Origin of the sequence: Aliiroseovarius conchicola, from assembly GCF_041403445.1 — a bacterium.
Classification (GTDB): domain Bacteria; phylum Pseudomonadota; class Alphaproteobacteria; order Rhodobacterales; family Rhodobacteraceae; genus Aliiroseovarius; species Aliiroseovarius conchicola.
Window position 1 is genome coordinate 373,464 of the sequence record NZ_JBGEHL010000001.1, and the last position, 16,933, is coordinate 390,396.

A 16,933-nucleotide genomic window follows, 5' to 3' on the forward strand; every position below is an offset into this window, starting at 1 on the left:
TTGCTTTGTGCTTAGCCCTTAGACCGCTCCAACATCCCGAACAGATCACGCGGGTCATCCGGATCGGCCAGCATGTCCAGCCGAGTGAAAAACGCCGTACCCTCGATCGCTTTGGAGACATAGCGCAGGGCCGAGAAATCCTCGATCGCGAAGCCAACGCTATCAAACAGCGTGATTTCCTTGTCCGAACGACGCCCTTTGGCTTGGCCGGTGATGACCTCCCACAGCTCGGTGATGGGGTGATCTTTTTCGAGTTGCTGGATTTCGCCTTCGATCCAAGTCTGCTCGGGATATTCCACGAAGATGTTCGAGCGCAGCAGGATGTCGCGATGCAGTTCCGTCTTGCCTGGGCAGTCGCCACCAATAGCGTTGATATGCACGCCTTCACCAACCATGTTGTCGGTCAGGATCGTGGCATATTGCTTGTCGGCGGTGCAGGTGGTGATGATCTGCGCACCTTCCATGCTTTCTTCGCCGGTTTTGCACGGCACGACGGTCAATCCCTGTCCAGCTAGGTTACGCGCGCATTTCTCGGTCGCTGCAGGGTCGATGTCGTAAAGACGCACCGTATCGATACCGCAGATCGCCTTGAACGCCAGACACTGGAACTCCGATTGCGCACCGTTGCCGATCATCGCCATCGTGGTCGCACCCTTCGGCGCAAGATGTTTGGCCGCCATTGCGGAGGTCGCAGCCGTGCGCAAGGCCGTCAGAACAGTCATCTCGCTTAGCAGTTTCGGATATCCAGAGTTCACATCGGCCAGAAGACCGAACGCCGTCACGGTCTGCAGCCCCTCTTTGGTATTCTTCGGGTGGCCGTTCACGTATTTGAAACCATACATCTCGCCATCCGATGTTGGCATAAGTTCGATCACCCCAACGTCCGAGTGGCTAGCAACGCGGGGCGTTTTATCAAACAACTCCCAACGCTTGAAATCGGCTTCAATCTCATCAGCAATCTCGCGCAGAACGGTCTCGATCCCAATGTGGTGGACAAGACCCATCATGTGTTCAACGGACACGAAAGGGACATAAGCAAGTTCAGAAGGTAGAGGCGGCATGGGAAGTCCTTTCGAAGGTCAAATCAATAGCTTTGAGTGTGGCGATCCAAAACGCGACGCCCAAAGAGGCTCGCGGTCAGGTCGACCATCAGACGGGCAGTGCGGCCACGGTCATCAAGGAAGGGGTTCAGCTCGACCAGATCAAGCGAAGTGACAAGTCCGCTGTCATGCAGCATCTCCATGATCAAATGGGCTTCGCGGAACGTCGCGCCACCGGGCACGGTTGTGCCAACGGCCGGGGCAATCGCAGGCTCGATAAAGTCGACATCAAGACTGACATGCAAAAGCCCATCCGCCTGCGCAACTTCATCAAGGAAGGGACGCAACAACTTTGCGACCCCGTTTTCATCAATCGCGCGCATGTCATAGGTTGTTGCGCCTGACGCTTGCAGCAATTCACGCTCCAACCCGTCAACGGACCGCAACCCCAGCATACACAGTTTCTTAGGGTCAAGCTTTGCAGGCAAAGGCTTGCCCAGCAGATCAGGGAACCCTTCAACACCGCAGGCAAACGCCATCGGCATACCGTGAATGTTACCGCTTGGCGAACTGGCTGGTGTGTTAAAATCCGAATGCGCATCGAGCCAGAGCACGAACAGCGGTCGCCCCTGCTCGGCCGCCGCAGCAACATGGCCGGTAACGGTTCCAAGCGCCAAAGCGTGATCACCGCCCATATAGATCGGCAGCACATCTTTCTTCGCCAACTCATATGCGTTGCGATGCAGGCTGCGAGTCCACCCGGCGACCTCCGGCAAGAGTTTCAGGTGATCGTGTTCAGTTTCGACGTCATCCACGTCGTCTCGCGCCGCATCTCCCAAATCCACCACCGAATGACCAAGCGAGGCCAGTTCTTCTGCCAGACCCGCTGTCCGATACGCTGCTGGACCCATGATGCAGCCACGACGCCCTGCGCCTTCTTCCATGGGTACACCGAGAAGGTGAATATGTGTCATGTATCGTCTCCGTCGAGGTAAGAATGCTGGGAGGGACACCGCAGTTCAGAACACTCTTCTGCGGTCGCCATCGCGCGTGATTGAGCCTGCACCCTACCATATGCCTATTTAGACATTGGATGTCAGTATTGATAATCAGATGAGGTTTTATTTTACTTTTTGTATAGACTTACTTATCTAAAGTTATGCACATCTTTGATAAACTCGACCGCGAACTCATCGCTCTTTTGCGCGAAGACGGCCGCGCACCAATCTCTAAACTCGCTGAAATCCTTGATGTCACCCGCGCAACCGTGCAGGCTCGTCTGGATCGCCTGCTTGAAAGCGGCGCTGTGTTGGGGTTCACCATCCGGGCGCGCGAAGACCATGGACCAGACGGTGTTCATGCGATCATGATGATCGAGGTGACCGGCAAATCTACGACTGCGGTCATCAAACGCCTGCGCGGGATGCCCGAGCTTCGCAGCCTGCATTCCACAAATGGTAAATGGGATCTGGTGGCCCAGCTTACTGCGGCCAATCTGACCGAGTTCGACCGGATATTGGGCGAGGTACGCGTGGTCGATGGCATTACGAACAGTGAAACCAGCATCTTGCTCAGCACCGTATAGATTTGGGCAAATTGAGCGGCACAGGCCCGCGATAGCGTCGCCTGCGACATATCCGACAATTTTTGTCAGAACTACTTTACCCTGTTACATTCTGCCCCTAATAAGAGCGCGCGTTCTTCAGGAGCCGCTCAAATGCGTACTGTCCTTTCGTTGGTAGCTGTCCTTGCCAGTGGTACAATCCTACTGGCCAAGGAACACACGCCACTGGGCGAGCCCCATCTAAACCCAATAGCTAGAACGCATGCAGAGCTTGCGCGGATCAAAAACGCCACACAGTACGATCCCAAGGGACCTTCACCATACGAGGCTCGCCCAGCAGGCGCGGCGACGGCGATGTCGGCACCCGTAAGCGCACCGTTTTCGCAACCAACGGCGGGGCTGAACGATATACAAGCCTTGGAGTTTCGGCTTGGCGAGGCCTTGTTTGAAAAACTATGGGTTCAGGCACCTGCATCGACCGTTTCATCTGATGGGCTGGGACCCCTATACAATGCAAGGGCGTGCTCGGCCTGCCATGTCAATGATGGGCGGGGGCATCCTTCGACAGACAAAACGTCGTCGCTTGGATTGGTGCTGCGCCTGTCGCAGCTGGACACGCAGGGAATGGCGCAGCCTGACCCCAATTACGGGTTTCAGGTGCAGGACCGAGCAATCACAGGCCATGCTGCTGAAGCCGCTCTGACGGTGACTTATTCTAAACGGACTGTCGACTTAGGCGATGGCAGCCAGATCGAGCTGCGCGTGCCGTCATATCATCTCGAAAACACCAAGTATGGCGCGTTGGGTGCGGAGACACTGACGTCCCCCCGTGTCGCCCCGCAGATGATCGGGCTGGGCCTGTTGGAGGCAATCCCCGAGGCCGACATCCTTGCCAATGCAGATCCGAACGACGTTGATGGCGATGGCATATCAGGCCGCCCGAACACGGTTTGGTCGCGCGAATTCGACCAGTGGATGCTGGGACGATTTGGGCATAAGGCGGGTAACCCGACTGTTAGACAGCAAACAGCAGATGCAGCGAATGGAGATATCGGCCTCTCAAGCGCTTTATTCCCCGCCGCCTACGGGGATTGTACAGAAACGCAGACCGATTGCCGCGATGCACCGCATGGAAACACCGCCACCCAAGACAATCAAGAGCTCGGAGACACTGCTCTTGATCTGATGGCGTTTTACGCGGCGAACCTCGCCGTACCTGAACGTACCGACACCAGCACGCCGAATGTGCTGCGCGGAAAGGCCCTGTTTCACGACGCGGGTTGCGCCGCGTGCCACACGCCCAGTTTCGTCACCCATCGGTTGGAAGATGATCCCACGCGGTCCTTCCAGCTGATATGGCCCTACACCGATATGCTGTTGCACGATATGGGGCACGCGTTGGCAGATCACCGACCGGACTGGCAGGCTGATGGCCGCGAATGGCGCACCGCACCGCTGTGGGGAATTGGACGCACCAGTCAAGTCAGCGGGCAGACCACTTTCTTGCACGACGGACGCGCCCGCACGTTGCTGGAGGCGATCCTTTGGCACGGCGGCGAAGCCGAACCTGCGCGGGAAGCCGTACGTCAAATGAACGCATCCGACCGCGAAGCCCTCATCTCATTTCTGGAGTCGTTATGAAGTTTGTAATCACAATCGTTGCTGCAACCCTGTTACCCACGTTGGTACACTCTGCAACACCGGACCCAAAGGTCGATCACACCGCCGTGGCGGATCGTATCCTAGCCGTCCTTGATGACCAGTTTGCCACGTTCCGCGATGAAGCTGCTGTATTGGCCGACCAGTCGCAAGCGTTTTGCGCGGGCGAAACTCCTCGCAGCGCCGTCGACGCCGCGCTGGCAAGCACCTGGATCGCATGGGCACCGCTGGATGCATATCAGTTTGGCCCGATTGAGGCCCAATCCGCCGCACTGGCCGTCAACTTCTTCCCCGACAAGAAGAACTTTGTTGGACGGGCATTGAAAGGTCTATTGAAGCGACCAAACGCCGAACAAGCTGACCCAAAAATCGTTGCCGCTTCCAGTGTCGGGTCACAGGGTCTGCCCGCAATCGAACGTCTTCTCTATGATGATCTACAAACCTGCCCTGCCCTTGTCGGCGTGTCCGGCAATCTCGCCCGAATTGGCGTTGATCTTTACGATGGTTGGTTTGCCCCGGGTGGTTGGGGGGATCTGGTTCGCAACGCAGGTCCCGAGAACCCAGTTTATCTGTCACACCAAGAGTTCACGCGCCAGATTTTCACCGCATTGGATTTCTCCATTCTCCGGCTAAAACAACACCGGATCGGTCGTCCGCTGGGCACGTACGAACGCAGCTTTCCCAAAAGTGCCGAAGCATGGCGTTCCGGTCTGACGAACGACATCATGTTGGCGCAGCTTCAGGGCATTTCCGACATCGTCGACCGGGGGTTCGCCGGTGCCATTTTCAATCCGTCGCGCGCATGGATCGTGAAGGTCGTGGCAGATACACAGGCGCGGGTGAACGCCATCGGCGCGCCACTGGCCGAGGCCATGGGCGATCCCATAAAACGGGTGCGCGCCGAGGGTTTGCAAACAAAACTGGATTTCCTGCAACTCCAGCTTGATCAGGATATCGGCCCCGGTCTCGACGTGGAGACAGGGTTCAGCGCGGGCGATGGGGACTGATCACATGAAACGCCGCTCTTTCTTATCGGGATTGTCTGCAAGCGTCGGTGTGGCCGGACTGGCGCAGCCAGGCTGGGCCGCAGCCGGGTCGCCCGACTTCATCACGGCTGGCAATCGTGCAGACAAGTCGTCTTGGTTGGTCGGATTTACCCGCGAAGGTGAACTGATATTCGAGCTGCCCATCCCGAGCCGCGGCCATGCTGCCAGTATCCATCCAAAACGGCCCGAGGCTGTGGCTTTTGCACGCAGACCGGGGCGCTTTGCTGTCGTCATCGAGTGCATTGGCGGCCACGAGGTCGCCCGCCTGGAAAGCCCAGAGGGGCGGCATTTCTACGGCCACGGTGCCTATTCCGCCGATGGCAAAACGTTGTTCACAACCGAAAATAACTATGACGGCCCGGCTGGTGTGATCGGGGTCTGGGACGCCGCGGACAGATATCGCCGGCTGGGAGAGGTCCCAGCGGGTGGGATCGGGCCCCACGAAATCCTGCGACTGCCGGATGGTGGTTTCGTGGTCGCAAATGGCGGAATTCAAACGTACCCGGACATGGCGCGCGCGAAGCTGAACCTGCCCACCATGCGCACAAACCTGACGTATCTAACAGCCGATGGGCAGATTGCGGATCAGGTCGAACTTAGCGGCGAGATGCACCAAAACTCGATCCGCCACATTGCTGTTGACGGCATGGGGGCGGTGATTGCTGCGCTACAATGGCAAGGCAATCCGACGCACAAGGTGCCCTTGGTCATGCGCCATATGCGCGGTGGTAAATCAGAATTTTTACCTCATCCAGACGATCTTCGTCTGAAAAACTATGCAGGTTCCATCGCTGTTTGCCCACAGACCGGCGAGATTGCGGTCTCCGGGCCGCGCGGCAATCAAGTGATTTACTATGACGCACACGGCACGCCAGCAGGCAGCAGCAGGCGCGGGACCGCATCGGGCGTTGCCCCCGCACCCAACGGCGGGCTAGCAATCACCTGTGACGGCGGGTTCGTTCACCGCCTAGAAGGCACGGAGCGATTTGTAGCGGTCAGTCAGGACTACGCATGGGACAATCATCTGATCTCGTTGTAGGCTCTCAGTCCAGAAACTCCCACGAGTGTGCTCCATCGAAGCGGCGCACCTTCAGCCCGTCCATCACCTCCAGCGGCGCCATGCGCATATTCAGTGCGATCCGATCCTGATCTGCATTTTCTCCTGCCGCCCAGTGAGTCACCGCCCCACACGTCTTACAGCTACAGAAATCGATCATCTTGTCGCCCCAGCTATAGGTTTTGAGGTTGTCTTGCCCTGTCAGTATCGTCCCATTGTTGGGTGGGCAATGTGTCCACAAAGCGCCATATCGACGGCATATCGAGCAATTGCACGACACCACAAACTCGGGTGGGTCGACTTCGAACGTCACGGCTCCGCAATGGCAGCCACCCTTGATTTTCTCTGTCATAGTTCCCTCCCATCTAGCGTCCAACAAAACTGCCCGAGGTGAGAACAAAAGGCAAACAAATTGTGCAGCAGAAACGAAAATGGCCCCGCGTGGGGGCCATCATCAATACCTGATCGTAAAACCTATCCGTTCATACGGATCGTCTCGTTCTTCGGATCATAGGGGCTATCGACGGTGATCTCTGCATCCCAGAGTTTGTTCTGCATTTTCACCTTCAGCTTAGTGCCCGGCACAGCCAGCTCAGGCGTAACATAGCCCATGCCAATCGACTTTCCAAACGCGACAGAGTACCCACCCGAGGTCAGGCGGCCCACCTTGGCATCCCCATCAAACAACGCCTCGCGGCCCCACGGATCGGCGTCATCCGGCCCGTCGATCAAAAGCGTCACACATTTCGACCGGATACCTTTTGCGACCATCTCATCCTTACCGTGGAAGTCTTTCTCAAGGTCGATGAAACGCGGCAGGTCGGCCTCAGCCGGGGTGGCGTCACGGCCCAGTTCGGTACCAAAGGCACGATAGGATTTTTCCTGACGCAACCAGTTTTGTGCCCGTGCGCCGACCAGCTTCAGCCCATGCTTTTCACCAGCACTCGTCAAAAGATCCCACAGATAGTTCTGCATCTCCATCGGGTGGTGAAGTTCCCAACCGAGTTCGCCCGTATAGGCCACACGGATCGCATTCACAGGGCACATGCCCAGTTCGATGTGTTTGGCTGACAGCCATGGGAACCGTTTGTTGGACAGCGCAGTCTCTGGGTCCGCGTCATTGATGATCTCTTTCAGAACATCACGCGATTTGGGACCTGCGATAGCGAAAACGCCCCACTGCGTGGTCACGTCCTGCACGCCAACCCAATCGTTCGATCCGCCAGTACTCCAGTCTTCGACGGCCTTCAGCAGATAATCCTGATCGTATTCCGTCCAAGCTCCTGCGGAAACGAGGTAATACTCGTTCTCGGACCGGCGCACGATGGTGTATTCGGTCCGCGTGGTACCATGGCTGGTCAGCGCGTAAGTCAGATTGATGCGGCCAATCTTGGGCAGTTTGTTGCAGGTAAACCAATCCAAGAACGCGGTCGCGCCGGGGCCATAGACATTGTGTTTGGTGAAGGCCGTCGCGTCGATCAGGCCGACACCTTCGCGGATCGCTTTCGCCTCGTCGACCGCGTATTGCCACCAGCCGCCACGGCGGAACGAGCGGGCTTCTTCGTCAAAATTCGACGGCGCATCAAGCGGACCGTAATAATTTGGACGTTCCCAGCCATTCACCCAACCGAATTGCGCACCCTTTTCCTTCTGACGGTCAAAAGCAGGCGAGGTGCGCAACGGACGCGCCGCTGGGCGCTCTTCGTCCGGGTGGTGCAGGATATAAACGTGATCGTAACACTCTTCGTTCTTGCGCGCGGCGAACTCGGTGGTCATCCAGCTTGAAGAATAGCGCTTAGGGTCGAGCGACGCCATGTCGATCTCGGCCTCGCCATCAACCATCATCTGGGCAAGGTAATACCCTGTCCCGCCAGCGGCGGTGATGCCAAAGCTGAAGCCTTCGGCTAGCCACATATTGCGCATACCCGGAGCCGGACCAACCAGCGGGTTACCATCAGGCGTGTAACAGATCGGGCCGTTGAAATCGTCCTTCAGGCCGCTTTCTTCACAGGATGGCATGCGGTGGATCATTGCCATGTATTGTTCTTCAATCCGCTCAAGATCGAGCGGGAACAGATCGGCGCGGAAGCTGTCTGGCACGCCATGTTCGAAGCACGCCGGGGCGTGTTTTTCATAGACACCAAGGATCCAGCCGCCCCGCTCTTCTCGTACATAGGATTGCGCATCAGCGTCACGGATCACCGGATGCTCCGGATTGCCAGCTTCGCGGTAAGCTTGCAGCGACGGATCGACATCGGTGACGATGAATTGGTGCTCGACCGGGATCGCTGGGATTTTGATGCCCAGCATCTTGGCGGTGCGTTGCGCGTGGTTGCCGGATGCTGTCACGACGTGCTCAGCGGTAATCACCACCTGCTCGTCCGAGGCCACAAGATTGCCACCCTTCTCGACCATCTTGGTGCAAGTGACTTCCCAATGGGTGCCATTCCAATGGAACGCATCGGCCTGCATCTTACGCACAATCTCGACACCCCGTTGACGCGCACCTTTTGCCATCGCTTGCGTCACATCGGCGGGGTTAATGTAGCCGTCCTCGGTGTGATAAATCGCACCCTTCAGGTCTTCGGTCTTGATCAACGGCCAACGCTCTTTGATCTGATCGGGGCTCAGAAACTCGTAGTTGATACCAACCGTGTCCGCGGTCGAGGCGTAGAGCATATATTCGTCCATACGCTCGTCCGTCTGCGCCATGCGCAGGTTGCCAACCACGGCGAAGCCCGCGTTCAACCCGGTCTCTGCTTCAAGCTCTTTGTAAAACTTGACCGAGTAGTCGTGGATGTGGGTCGTCGCATAGGACATGTTGAACAATGGCAGCAGTCCGGCCGCATGCCAGGTCGAACCGGATGTCAGCTCGTCGCGCTCCAAAAGCATGACATCATCCCAGCCGGCCTTGGCCAGGTGATAGGCGATCGAGGAACCGACGGCTCCACCGCCGACGACAAGCGCTTTGACTTGGGTTTTCATGGGGCGACTCCCTTGGGGCATAATATGTTGCAATATACATGCCGTAAGGGCGCATATTATGCTAAGCCTGCCCGACCCTTACCTGCGAGAAAACGACATAGTGACGGTTTTAGCGCCCCGAAACCTTGCCAAGGTTTGCCACCGGTAGAACCGGGCCGATCAGCGCTTCAAGCTCGGCGCGACGTGGGTTCGTGGGATCAAATAGCGTCATGCACATATAGTCTTCGACCATCGCGGCCTGCGCTTCGAAGTTATAGGACAGATAAGCGCCGGGTTCGCGCGCGGGCCAGTAATAGGGATCGCCTTTACGCAGGCTCTCTGCGCCGGACCGCCAAGGCGTGTAGCCGGTGCGCGCGCGGTTTTGCCATTGCCAGACATGCACCAGTTCGTGCGCCATCAACAACGCCTGCGGCATAGGCAGGCTTTCGGGCCAGCCCTCGAACATATCGGCGCGATAAAAGTCGCGTTTTAGGAACACCTGATTCCAAAGAACAAGCCCTGCAGGAAACTGGATTTTTCGGTTGGGCTGAGGGACGCGATGGCAAATGCCCTTCGGCAATTTCCGAGCCTGGGGTTTCGGCGCAGCTTTTGCGTCCGGTTTCGGCTGCGGCAAGGGCAACACGCCAATCCCAGCACGAACGCGAACCTTGTCCGTATCCAGCGTATCGCCGAACAAAAGCCGCGACATCTCGACTTCGGTGTCGGAAAGAGGGCGCGCGCAAGCTGACAAAAGGATCAACGTCAAAACGGCCATGATTTTAAGCATTTTGATGGTTCTCTGCCCCTGTACAGACGCTACTATCCTCCAGAAACCGAGCAATTTCAGCCTGACCGGTTAACTTCACGATACGCTTATCTAACGCCGTCGCGATCAAAGCCTCGATGTTTCTTTTCGCACTATGTCGGGTTTTCCAGATGTAGCGATAGAATTCGAAGCTAAACCTCTCTGGGCAATCATCAGGCAAATCAACACGACTCCTACCATAGTCTTTGAACGTTCGCCAAAATACGCGCCACACCCTCAACCCCAAAGGGACATCCAACCAAACCAGCGTATCACATCGCGACAACCGCTCCGGCCATGTCACTGAATGGCCACCTTCGAAAATCCACTGCGCCCGTGCGTGGACTTCGCGGCAGAGCCGCGTCTTTTCTTCCCGATCCCGCTCAACCCAACCCGGCATCCAGTGAATCTTATCTATATGGATAACGGGAAGGCCTGTGCGCTTCCCCAATTCGCGCGCAAGGGTGGATTTGCCAGAGCCCGGCTGTCCAATAACCATCACGCGTTTCATCTTCGTCCTTGTTCCCAATCCAAAAGCATTAGATTGGCCAAAGTCCTGCTACAACATCCCCGGCACGACCTGATCCGGTGGACGGTGACCATCGGCGAAGGTTTTGATGTTGATCAGGACTTTCTCGCCCATCTCGACCCGTCCTTCGACCGTGGCCGACCCCATATGAGGCAGGGCAACCACGTTGGGAAGGTCGCGCAAACGGGGATTGATCTCGTTCCCGTGTTCGTAAACGTCAAGCCCGGCGCCCGCTATCTCGCCTGCACGTAGCCTCCGCGTCAGGGCGTTTTCGTCGATCACCTCACCGCGTGAGGTGTTCACGATTACTGCCTCGGGCTTCATCAACTTCAAGCGCCGCGCATTCATCAGATGGAAGGTCGACGGCGTATGTGGACAATTGATGGAAATCACATCCATCCGGGCCACCATTTGGTCCAGGCTTTCCCAATATGTGGCCTCGAGGCTCTCTTCAATCTGGGGGTGGAGCCGCTTTCGGTTGTGGTAATGCACCTGCATCCCAAACGCCCGCGCGCGCGCAGCGACCGCTTGCCCAATTCGGCCCATGCCAAGAATACCGACCCGACGCCCCTGAATACGGTGCCCCAGCATCGCAGTGGGCGACCAACCGGCCCAGTCGCCAGAGGTCATCAGGCGTATCCCTTCGGGAAACCGGCGTGTAACGGCCAGAATCAGCGCGATGGCCATATCCGCCGTATCATCCGCCGACACACCCGGCGTGTTCGAGATCAAAATACCCCGTTCGCGTGCCGAGTTGACATCGATGTGGTCCACCCCAGCGCCGTAATTCGCGATCAAACGCAAGCGTTCACCAGCGCGGGCCAGCATGTTGGCGTCAATCTGATCGTTGATGGTCGGCACCAGCACATCACACCGCGTCATAGCCTCGGCTAACGCCTCGCGCGTCATCGGTGTGTCATCATCCCGAAGCTCAACATCGAAAAGTTCCGTCATCCGGGTCTCAACAACCTCGGGCAACCGTCGCGTCACAACAACACTCAGACGTTCAGCGGGCATGTTGGCCCTCCCTTTGGCTTTTCTTTTGCGCGTCTCCCTGCCAAAGTGACAAGGATCGAGGCAAGGTACAAGCACCGCTGCGACGCAAGCGAAAGAAAATTGCGCGCAAGTTGGGGTGAGGCAGAACATGAAAGCACATATGCGGATATCCAGTGCGCTGGCGGGACTAGTTCTTGCCGTTATGGTTTTGGTGTGGCACAGCCCCGCGCTGGCGACCGAAAACACCGCCGCCCCCGAACGAGGTCCGGTCACCAACCTGCCTATGCCCAGATTTGTGTCCCTGAAAACGTCAGAGGGCAATGTGCGGCGCGGCCCATCTTTGCGCCACCGTATCGACTGGGTCTTCAAACACAAAGGCATGCCGCTGGAAATCACAGGCGAGTATGGTCATTGGCGCCAAGTACGCGACCGCGATGGCGTAGGAGGCTGGGTCCACTACTCGCTGCTGTCTGGTGCCAGAACGGCCATCATCGAAACCGACCTAAGCGCGCTTTACAGCCGCGCCGACCCCGAAAGCCAGATCAACGCCTATCTTGAGACCGGCGTTATTGCACGGATCGAGACGTGCAGCCCAGATTGGTGCCGGGTGAAAGCGGATGGTATCCGTGGTTGGACCCCAAAAGGTAACCTTTGGGGCGTACGCGACACCGAAGTGATCGATTAGGGCCCTTACACCCTCACGCTTGCGCCCCGCCGCTTTGATAGGGTAGCCCAGAGACGATGACGCATACACGCACCAGACTAAACCTATCTGCTGGCATCGCCTCGGCGCTGGTGGCGGTTACATTGGTCGCCCTTAAACTCTGGGCCTTGGGCGAGACACAGGCCCTGTCGGTGGCCGCATCGCTTGCGGACAGCGCAATGGACCTGATGGTGTCTCTTGGGGCACTTGCAGCAATTTGGTATGCCTCGCGCCCAGCCGATGACGACCATGCTTTCGGACATTCCGCCGCCGAAGATCTGGCTGCACTTGGTCAAAGCCTGTTCATAATGGTGTCCGCCGGCGTCATCACTTGGGCCGCCATCGCCAGACTGCTTTCGGGCGAACCGGCGCCGATCATGGCACCCGTGCGTGGGATCGCGGTAATGGTGATTTCCATCGGCCTGACCTTGGCACTGGTCTTGTGGCAGCGGCACGTTGCCCGGCAAACCGGATCAGCGGTCGTTAAGGCCGATAGCCTGCACTATCTGGGCGACCTTATTCCCAATATCGGCGCCATCCTGTCGCTTTGGGTCGTTAATCTCTTTGGGATGGAACAGGTCGACAGTGTCGTCGCCATCGGCGCCGCGATCATGTTGGTCGTTGGAGCCGTCCGCATCTTCAAAACCGCCTGGGATGGCCTGATGGATCACGCCGCGGACCCTGATCTTGTCGCCGGGGTCGAGCAAATCGCCGCCGCCCACCCCGGTGTACACGGCTTTCACGATCTGAAGACGCGTCGATCCGGCTCTCTCACTTTCATCAACATGCATATCGAATTGGACGGCTCCCAAACGCTTGAAGATGCCCATGCCATCGGGGCAAGCCTGCGCCGCGCAATCTTGCACGCATATCCTGACACCGACGTCATGATCCACAAAGACCCGGTCGGCGTGACACCGCACCCCGACGATCCGTCACGCAATTAGGGACCGGTCACTCGGCCGCCAGCCCGCGCCCCTTCAAAAGCGCGCCAACACCGGGCAAACGACCCCGGAAGGCGGTGTAGAGGTCTTCGGCCTCGACCGAACCGCCTTTGGACAGGATGTGATCTTCAAGCTTGGCAGCCATTTCCGGATCAAACGCATCACCAGATTCCTTAAAAGCCTCAAACGCGTCAGCATCCATCACCTCGGACCACATGTAGCTGTAGTAACCGGACGAATACCCGTCCCCCGCAAAGACATGCGCGAAATGCGGGGTCGCGTGGCGCATCCGAATAGCAGACGGCATGCCGATCCGCTCCAATGTGGCCTCCTGAGCAGCCATCGCATCCTTTGGTGCCGGGCCGTCATGAAAATCCAGATCGACAAGCGCCGAAGACAGAAACTCGACCGTTTGGAACCCTGTGTCATGGGTCGATGCAGCCAAAAGCCGTTGCAAAAGCGCCTTTGGCATCGGTTCGCCGGTTTCGGCATGCGTCGCAAATTTGCCCAGCACCTCTGGCACCTCCAACCAATGCTCGTAAAGCTGACTGGGCAGTTCCACAAAATCACGCGCAACCGACGTGCCCGAGATCGAAGGATAGGTTACATCCGACAGCATCTGGTGCAGCGCATGACCGAATTCGTGAAACAGCGTGCGTGCATCGTCCCAAGATAGAAGCGCTGCCTGACCGGCCTCGGGTTTGGCAAAGTTGCAGACATTCACAACGATCGGGCGGATATCGCCCGCCAGCTTTTGCTGGCTGCGCATGGCTGAACACCACGCACCCGAACGCTTTGATCCCCGCGCGAAATAGTCACCGATGAAGACCGCCACATGCTTTCCGTCACGTGTCACCTCCCACGCACGCGCATCCGGGTGGTATAGCGTGACGTCCAGAGGTGCAAACGCCAGCCCGAACAGCCGGTGCGCCGTGTCAAATGCGGCCTCGGTCATCCGGTCAAGTTGCAGGTAAGGCTTGATCTCGGCCTCATCCAAATCATGCTCTGCCTCGCGACGGCGTTCCGCGTAATAGTGCCAGTCCCACGGCTCCAGATCGCCGTTGTGACCATCTGAGTGCAGCATTTCTGTCATTGTCGCCGCGTCTTGCAGCGCTGCTGCCTTAGCCGGTTCCCAGACCTGCATCAGCAGATCACGCACCCGGTCCGGGGTGCCCGCCATTTCGGTCTCGAGCTTGAACGCAGCAAAGCTGTCATAGCCAAGAAGCCGCGCGCGTTCCTCGCGCAGGGCGAGGGTTTCGTCGGCAATTGCGCGGTTGTCCGTGTCGCCCCCATTTGCACCGCGCGCAGTATAAGCCTCATAGGCTGACTTGCGCAGGTCACGACGCGGAGAGTGCTGTAGAAACGGCGTGATGACCGAACGAGCCAGCGTGATGGCCGGGCCATCCAATTCCTTCTCAGCCCCCGCGGCGCGCGCGGCATTGGTAACGAAATCCGGCAGGCCCTCAAGATCGGCATCTTCAAGTGGCATGACCCACTCTCGCTCATCAGCCAGAAGGTTCTGCGTGAAATCGGTGCCCAGTGCGGCAAGCCTTTGTTGCGCGTCTTTAAGGCGATCCCGGTCCGCCCCTTTCAACAACGCACCCGATCGCACAAACCGGCGACGCGTCAGCATCAAAACCCGTTGCTGTTCTTCTGTCAGGTCAAGCGCATCGCGCCCCTGCCAAAGCGTTTCAATCCGCGCAAACAGCGCCTCGTTCATCGTCACCTGGGACGAAAACGCCGCCAGCTTAGGTGAAAACACCCGCTGAAGCGCCTCGCGGTCCGGCGTGCTGTCCGCGCCCGCTACGTTGTAAAACACGCCAAGCACACGGTCGAGCGGCGCATCCGCCAGCTCCAGCGCCTCGATCGTATTGACAAAACTTGGCGCGTCATCCGATCCCGCGATCTTGTCAATCGCCGCGCGGGTTTCTGTCAGTGCGGCCTCAAAGGCGGGTTCAAAATCGGCGTCGGTGATAACATCGAACGGCGGGATTTCAAACGGGGTGTTCCAAGTGGACAGAAGCGGATTGGACATGGGCGGCTCTCCTTTTAAGAGTAGCTATGCGGTACAACGCCAGATTACCAGAGACGGGAGCAAATCGGCAGGCTGTTTCAATCCTGATCAAGATCCCGACGAAAGGTCTCGCACTCAAGATCGCCGATCCTATCCTGCCCTGTGCAGGTAAACCCAGCTTTTTCAAGCACGCGTTTAGAGGCGGGGTTGTTCAAAAGCACACGCGCCTCAAGCGCCCACAGGCCGTGTTCTGTTGCCCTATCGATTGCCAGCGTCACGGCCTTCGTGGCGATGCCCCGATGGGTGAATTCCTCGCCGACCCGATAACCAAGCTGCGCCACACCATTGTCCACAGCAGTCAGGTTGACCCGCCCCAATATCTTGCCGCCGGACTTGAGCAGATACATCATTTCGCCTGCACCGACCTGCGCTTGCAGCACATCCGTTAGGCTGGTCAGGTCCCAATAGGTGTCCGGTCGCGGCCCGACATGGCGTTCAAAGTAGTCGCGGTTCCTGACCTCAAATGCGAACAATCCCGGCGCATCCTCAACCGACAAAGGACACAGCTCCAGATCAACCACAGCAAGGGCATCCATCACGTTTCGCAGTGCGAATGATCCGTGTGTCGGCATACATTGCGTCATAGATCAGCATCCGCCCTCGCAGTCCTTCACCAGCACCGGTGATCTCTTTGATTGCCTCGGTCGCCATGATCGCACCGATCACGCCGGGCAACGGACCGATCACGCCAGCCTCGGAACAGGACGGGGCCAGTCCGGGCGCAGGGGCTTCAGGGAACACGCATTGGTAACACGGTGCCCCGTGTGCTGGGTCGAAAGTGGACACCTGCCCTTCCCACTGGCTAAGCGCACCGCTGATCATCGGGATGCCAAGCTGCGCGGCTGTGCGATTGACCAGATAGCGGGTGTCAAAATTGTCGGAGCCTTCCAGAACCAAATCATAGTCCGCCAAAAGTTCCCGCGCGATGTCATCTGTCAGTCGTCGATGATAGGGTCGCACCTCGATTGCAGGGTTCTGTTCCCGCATCGCGGCTTCGGCCGAAAACACCTTTGGCGTGCCGATATCCGTATCCTTATGGATCACCTGCCGTTGCAGGTTGGAATTGTCGACCACATCGTCATCAATCACCCCGATTGTTCCGACCCCTGCGGCAGCCAGATACATAAGCACGGGCGAGCCCAACCCGCCTGCACCAACCACCAGCACACGGGCGTTTTTTAGGGCAATTTGCCCCGCCCCCCCGATTTCGCGCAACACGATGTGACGAGCATATCGGTCGAGTTCGGCGTCGGTGAATGGTCCTTCGCTAACAGAAGCTTCAGGGGCTTTCGGCGCGCGGTTGCGTAGCCACAAAATGACACGCCCATAACCAGCGACAAGGCCAACAATCACGAAGGCAACAGTCCAAGACAATAGGTTACCGCCCAAGGCGCGTCGTATGCCGCTACCTTCAGGAAGGATGACGTGACTCAGCAACACGACCGCGCCCAGAAGCGCGGTGAGCTGCCAGCGCCGGTTGCGGCTAAGCCCGCCGTACCCTCCGCCGATCCAGATGACGCCCGCCCAGAGAAGAACCCAGATCACATCGGTC

The 16,933-nt window shown here is 58.0% G+C and carries 16 protein-coding genes; 6 read left to right on the plus strand and 10 right to left on the minus strand.

The genetic code is table 11. The features are described from left to right. Positions 1-11: 11 nt before the first annotated feature. Both V6N04_RS01835 and rocF read right to left on the minus strand, forming a co-directional pair. The gene (locus tag V6N04_RS01835; protein ID WP_371168408.1) at positions 12-1,061 is read right to left on the minus strand and encodes an ornithine cyclodeaminase; all 1,050 of its coding nucleotides are present in this window, start codon (positions 1,059-1,061) and stop codon (positions 12-14) included. A 23-nt stretch (positions 1,062-1,084) separates the two neighbouring features. Continuing rightward, the gene (rocF, locus tag V6N04_RS01840) at positions 1,085-2,014 is read right to left on the minus strand and encodes an arginase (RefSeq protein WP_371168409.1); all 930 of its coding nucleotides are present in this window, start codon (positions 2,012-2,014) and stop codon (positions 1,085-1,087) included. 185 nt (positions 2,015-2,199) lie between these two features. On the opposite strand from rocF, the gene V6N04_RS01845 reads away from it, so the two are divergent. The 4 genes from V6N04_RS01845 (at position 2,200) to V6N04_RS01860 (ending at position 6,348) form a co-directional block, all read left to right on the plus strand. Continuing rightward, complete coding sequence (locus V6N04_RS01845) at positions 2,200-2,625, plus strand: Lrp/AsnC family transcriptional regulator (RefSeq protein WP_371168410.1); 426 nt, start codon at positions 2,200-2,202, stop codon at positions 2,623-2,625. A 132-nt stretch (positions 2,626-2,757) separates the two neighbouring features. Continuing rightward, complete coding sequence (locus V6N04_RS01850; RefSeq protein WP_371168411.1) at positions 2,758-4,245, plus strand: di-heme oxidoreductase family protein; 1,488 nt, start codon at positions 2,758-2,760, stop codon at positions 4,243-4,245. Beyond that, positions 4,242-5,270, plus strand: coding sequence for an imelysin family protein (locus tag V6N04_RS01855; protein WP_371168412.1), 1,029 nt, complete (start codon positions 4,242-4,244; stop codon positions 5,268-5,270). The genes V6N04_RS01850 and V6N04_RS01855 overlap by 4 nt, the downstream gene beginning before the upstream one ends. A 4-nt stretch (positions 5,271-5,274) precedes the next feature. Continuing rightward, on the plus strand, positions 5,275-6,348 hold the full coding sequence (locus V6N04_RS01860) for a DUF1513 domain-containing protein (RefSeq protein ID WP_371168413.1): 1,074 nt from the start codon (positions 5,275-5,277) through the stop codon (positions 6,346-6,348). A gap of 4 nt (positions 6,349-6,352) precedes the next feature. On the opposite strand, the gene V6N04_RS01865 is transcribed toward V6N04_RS01860, so the two are convergent. From V6N04_RS01865 to V6N04_RS01885, 5 genes are all read right to left on the minus strand, one after another. Further along, a complete protein-coding gene (locus V6N04_RS01865; RefSeq protein ID WP_371168414.1) occupies positions 6,353-6,718 on the minus strand; it encodes a GFA family protein in 366 nt (121 codons plus the stop codon). A gap of 122 nt (positions 6,719-6,840) precedes the next feature. After that, positions 6,841-9,351, minus strand: a complete 2,511-nt coding sequence (locus V6N04_RS01870; RefSeq protein ID WP_371168415.1) for a GcvT family protein — start codon at positions 9,349-9,351, stop codon at positions 6,841-6,843. 109 nt (positions 9,352-9,460) lie between these two features. After that, on the minus strand, positions 9,461-10,117 hold the full coding sequence (locus V6N04_RS01875; protein ID WP_371168416.1) for a hypothetical protein: 657 nt from the start codon (positions 10,115-10,117) through the stop codon (positions 9,461-9,463). Further along, positions 10,110-10,646 carry an AAA family ATPase gene (locus V6N04_RS01880; protein WP_371168417.1) on the minus strand — a complete coding sequence of 179 codons (537 nt, stop codon included), beginning with the start codon at positions 10,644-10,646 and terminating at the stop codon, positions 10,110-10,112. The genes V6N04_RS01875 and V6N04_RS01880 overlap by 8 nt, the downstream gene beginning before the upstream one ends. A gap of 48 nt (positions 10,647-10,694) precedes the next feature. Beyond that, complete coding sequence (locus tag V6N04_RS01885) at positions 10,695-11,681, minus strand: 2-hydroxyacid dehydrogenase (RefSeq protein WP_371168418.1); 987 nt, start codon at positions 11,679-11,681, stop codon at positions 10,695-10,697. 127 nt (positions 11,682-11,808) lie between these two features. Between V6N04_RS01885 and V6N04_RS01890 the strand changes: the two genes are divergently transcribed. Together V6N04_RS01890 and V6N04_RS01895 are read left to right on the plus strand one after the other, a co-directional pair. After that, a complete protein-coding gene (locus V6N04_RS01890) occupies positions 11,809-12,345 on the plus strand; it encodes an SH3 domain-containing protein (protein WP_371168419.1) in 537 nt (178 codons plus the stop codon). A gap of 56 nt (positions 12,346-12,401) precedes the next feature. Continuing rightward, complete coding sequence (locus tag V6N04_RS01895) at positions 12,402-13,310, plus strand: cation diffusion facilitator family transporter (RefSeq protein WP_371168420.1); 909 nt, start codon at positions 12,402-12,404, stop codon at positions 13,308-13,310. Between the two features lie 7 nt (positions 13,311-13,317). On the opposite strand, the gene V6N04_RS01900 is transcribed toward V6N04_RS01895, so the two are convergent. The 3 genes from V6N04_RS01900 to V6N04_RS01910 form a co-directional block, all read right to left on the minus strand. Next, positions 13,318-15,342 (minus strand): M3 family metallopeptidase, encoded by a 2,025-nt coding sequence (locus tag V6N04_RS01900; RefSeq protein ID WP_371168421.1) that lies wholly within the window; start codon positions 15,340-15,342, stop codon positions 13,318-13,320. A gap of 77 nt (positions 15,343-15,419) precedes the next feature. Continuing rightward, positions 15,420-15,917, minus strand: a complete 498-nt coding sequence (locus V6N04_RS01905) for a GNAT family N-acetyltransferase (protein ID WP_371168422.1) — start codon at positions 15,915-15,917, stop codon at positions 15,420-15,422. After that, positions 15,895-16,926, minus strand: a complete 1,032-nt coding sequence (locus V6N04_RS01910; protein ID WP_371168423.1) for a HesA/MoeB/ThiF family protein — start codon at positions 16,924-16,926, stop codon at positions 15,895-15,897. The genes V6N04_RS01905 and V6N04_RS01910 overlap by 23 nt, the downstream gene beginning before the upstream one ends. Positions 16,927-16,933: the final 7 nt, after the last annotated feature.

What these genes read in the sequence shown, in the direction of transcription:
- V6N04_RS01870 (WP_371168415.1), bottom strand. Translation starts at nt 9,351, where the DNA reads ATGAAAACCCAAGTCAAAGCGCTTGTCGTCGGCGGTGGAGCCGTCGGT.
- V6N04_RS01865 (WP_371168414.1), bottom strand. Translation starts at nt 6,718, where the DNA reads ATGACAGAGAAAATCAAGGGTGGCTGCCATTGCGGAGCCGTGACGTTC.
- V6N04_RS01885 (WP_371168418.1), bottom strand. Translation starts at nt 11,681, where the DNA reads ATGCCCGCTGAACGTCTGAGTGTTGTTGTGACGCGACGGTTGCCCGAG.
- V6N04_RS01875 (WP_371168416.1), bottom strand. Translation starts at nt 10,117, where the DNA reads ATGCTTAAAATCATGGCCGTTTTGACGTTGATCCTTTTGTCAGCTTGC.
- V6N04_RS01905 (WP_371168422.1), bottom strand. Translation starts at nt 15,917, where the DNA reads ATGGATGCCCTTGCTGTGGTTGATCTGGAGCTGTGTCCTTTGTCGGTT.
- V6N04_RS01845 (WP_371168410.1), top strand. Translation starts at nt 2,200, where the DNA reads ATGCACATCTTTGATAAACTCGACCGCGAACTCATCGCTCTTTTGCGC.
- rocF (WP_371168409.1), bottom strand. Translation starts at nt 2,014, where the DNA reads ATGACACATATTCACCTTCTCGGTGTACCCATGGAAGAAGGCGCAGGG.
- V6N04_RS01850 (WP_371168411.1), top strand. Translation starts at nt 2,758, where the DNA reads ATGCGTACTGTCCTTTCGTTGGTAGCTGTCCTTGCCAGTGGTACAATC.
- V6N04_RS01855 (WP_371168412.1), top strand. Translation starts at nt 4,242, where the DNA reads ATGAAGTTTGTAATCACAATCGTTGCTGCAACCCTGTTACCCACGTTG.
- V6N04_RS01895 (WP_371168420.1), top strand. Translation starts at nt 12,402, where the DNA reads ATGACGCATACACGCACCAGACTAAACCTATCTGCTGGCATCGCCTCG.
- V6N04_RS01860 (WP_371168413.1), top strand. Translation starts at nt 5,275, where the DNA reads ATGAAACGCCGCTCTTTCTTATCGGGATTGTCTGCAAGCGTCGGTGTG.
- V6N04_RS01890 (WP_371168419.1), top strand. Translation starts at nt 11,809, where the DNA reads ATGAAAGCACATATGCGGATATCCAGTGCGCTGGCGGGACTAGTTCTT.
- V6N04_RS01900 (WP_371168421.1), bottom strand. Translation starts at nt 15,342, where the DNA reads ATGTCCAATCCGCTTCTGTCCACTTGGAACACCCCGTTTGAAATCCCG.
- V6N04_RS01880 (WP_371168417.1), bottom strand. Translation starts at nt 10,646, where the DNA reads ATGAAACGCGTGATGGTTATTGGACAGCCGGGCTCTGGCAAATCCACC.
- V6N04_RS01835 (WP_371168408.1), bottom strand. Translation starts at nt 1,061, where the DNA reads ATGCCGCCTCTACCTTCTGAACTTGCTTATGTCCCTTTCGTGTCCGTT.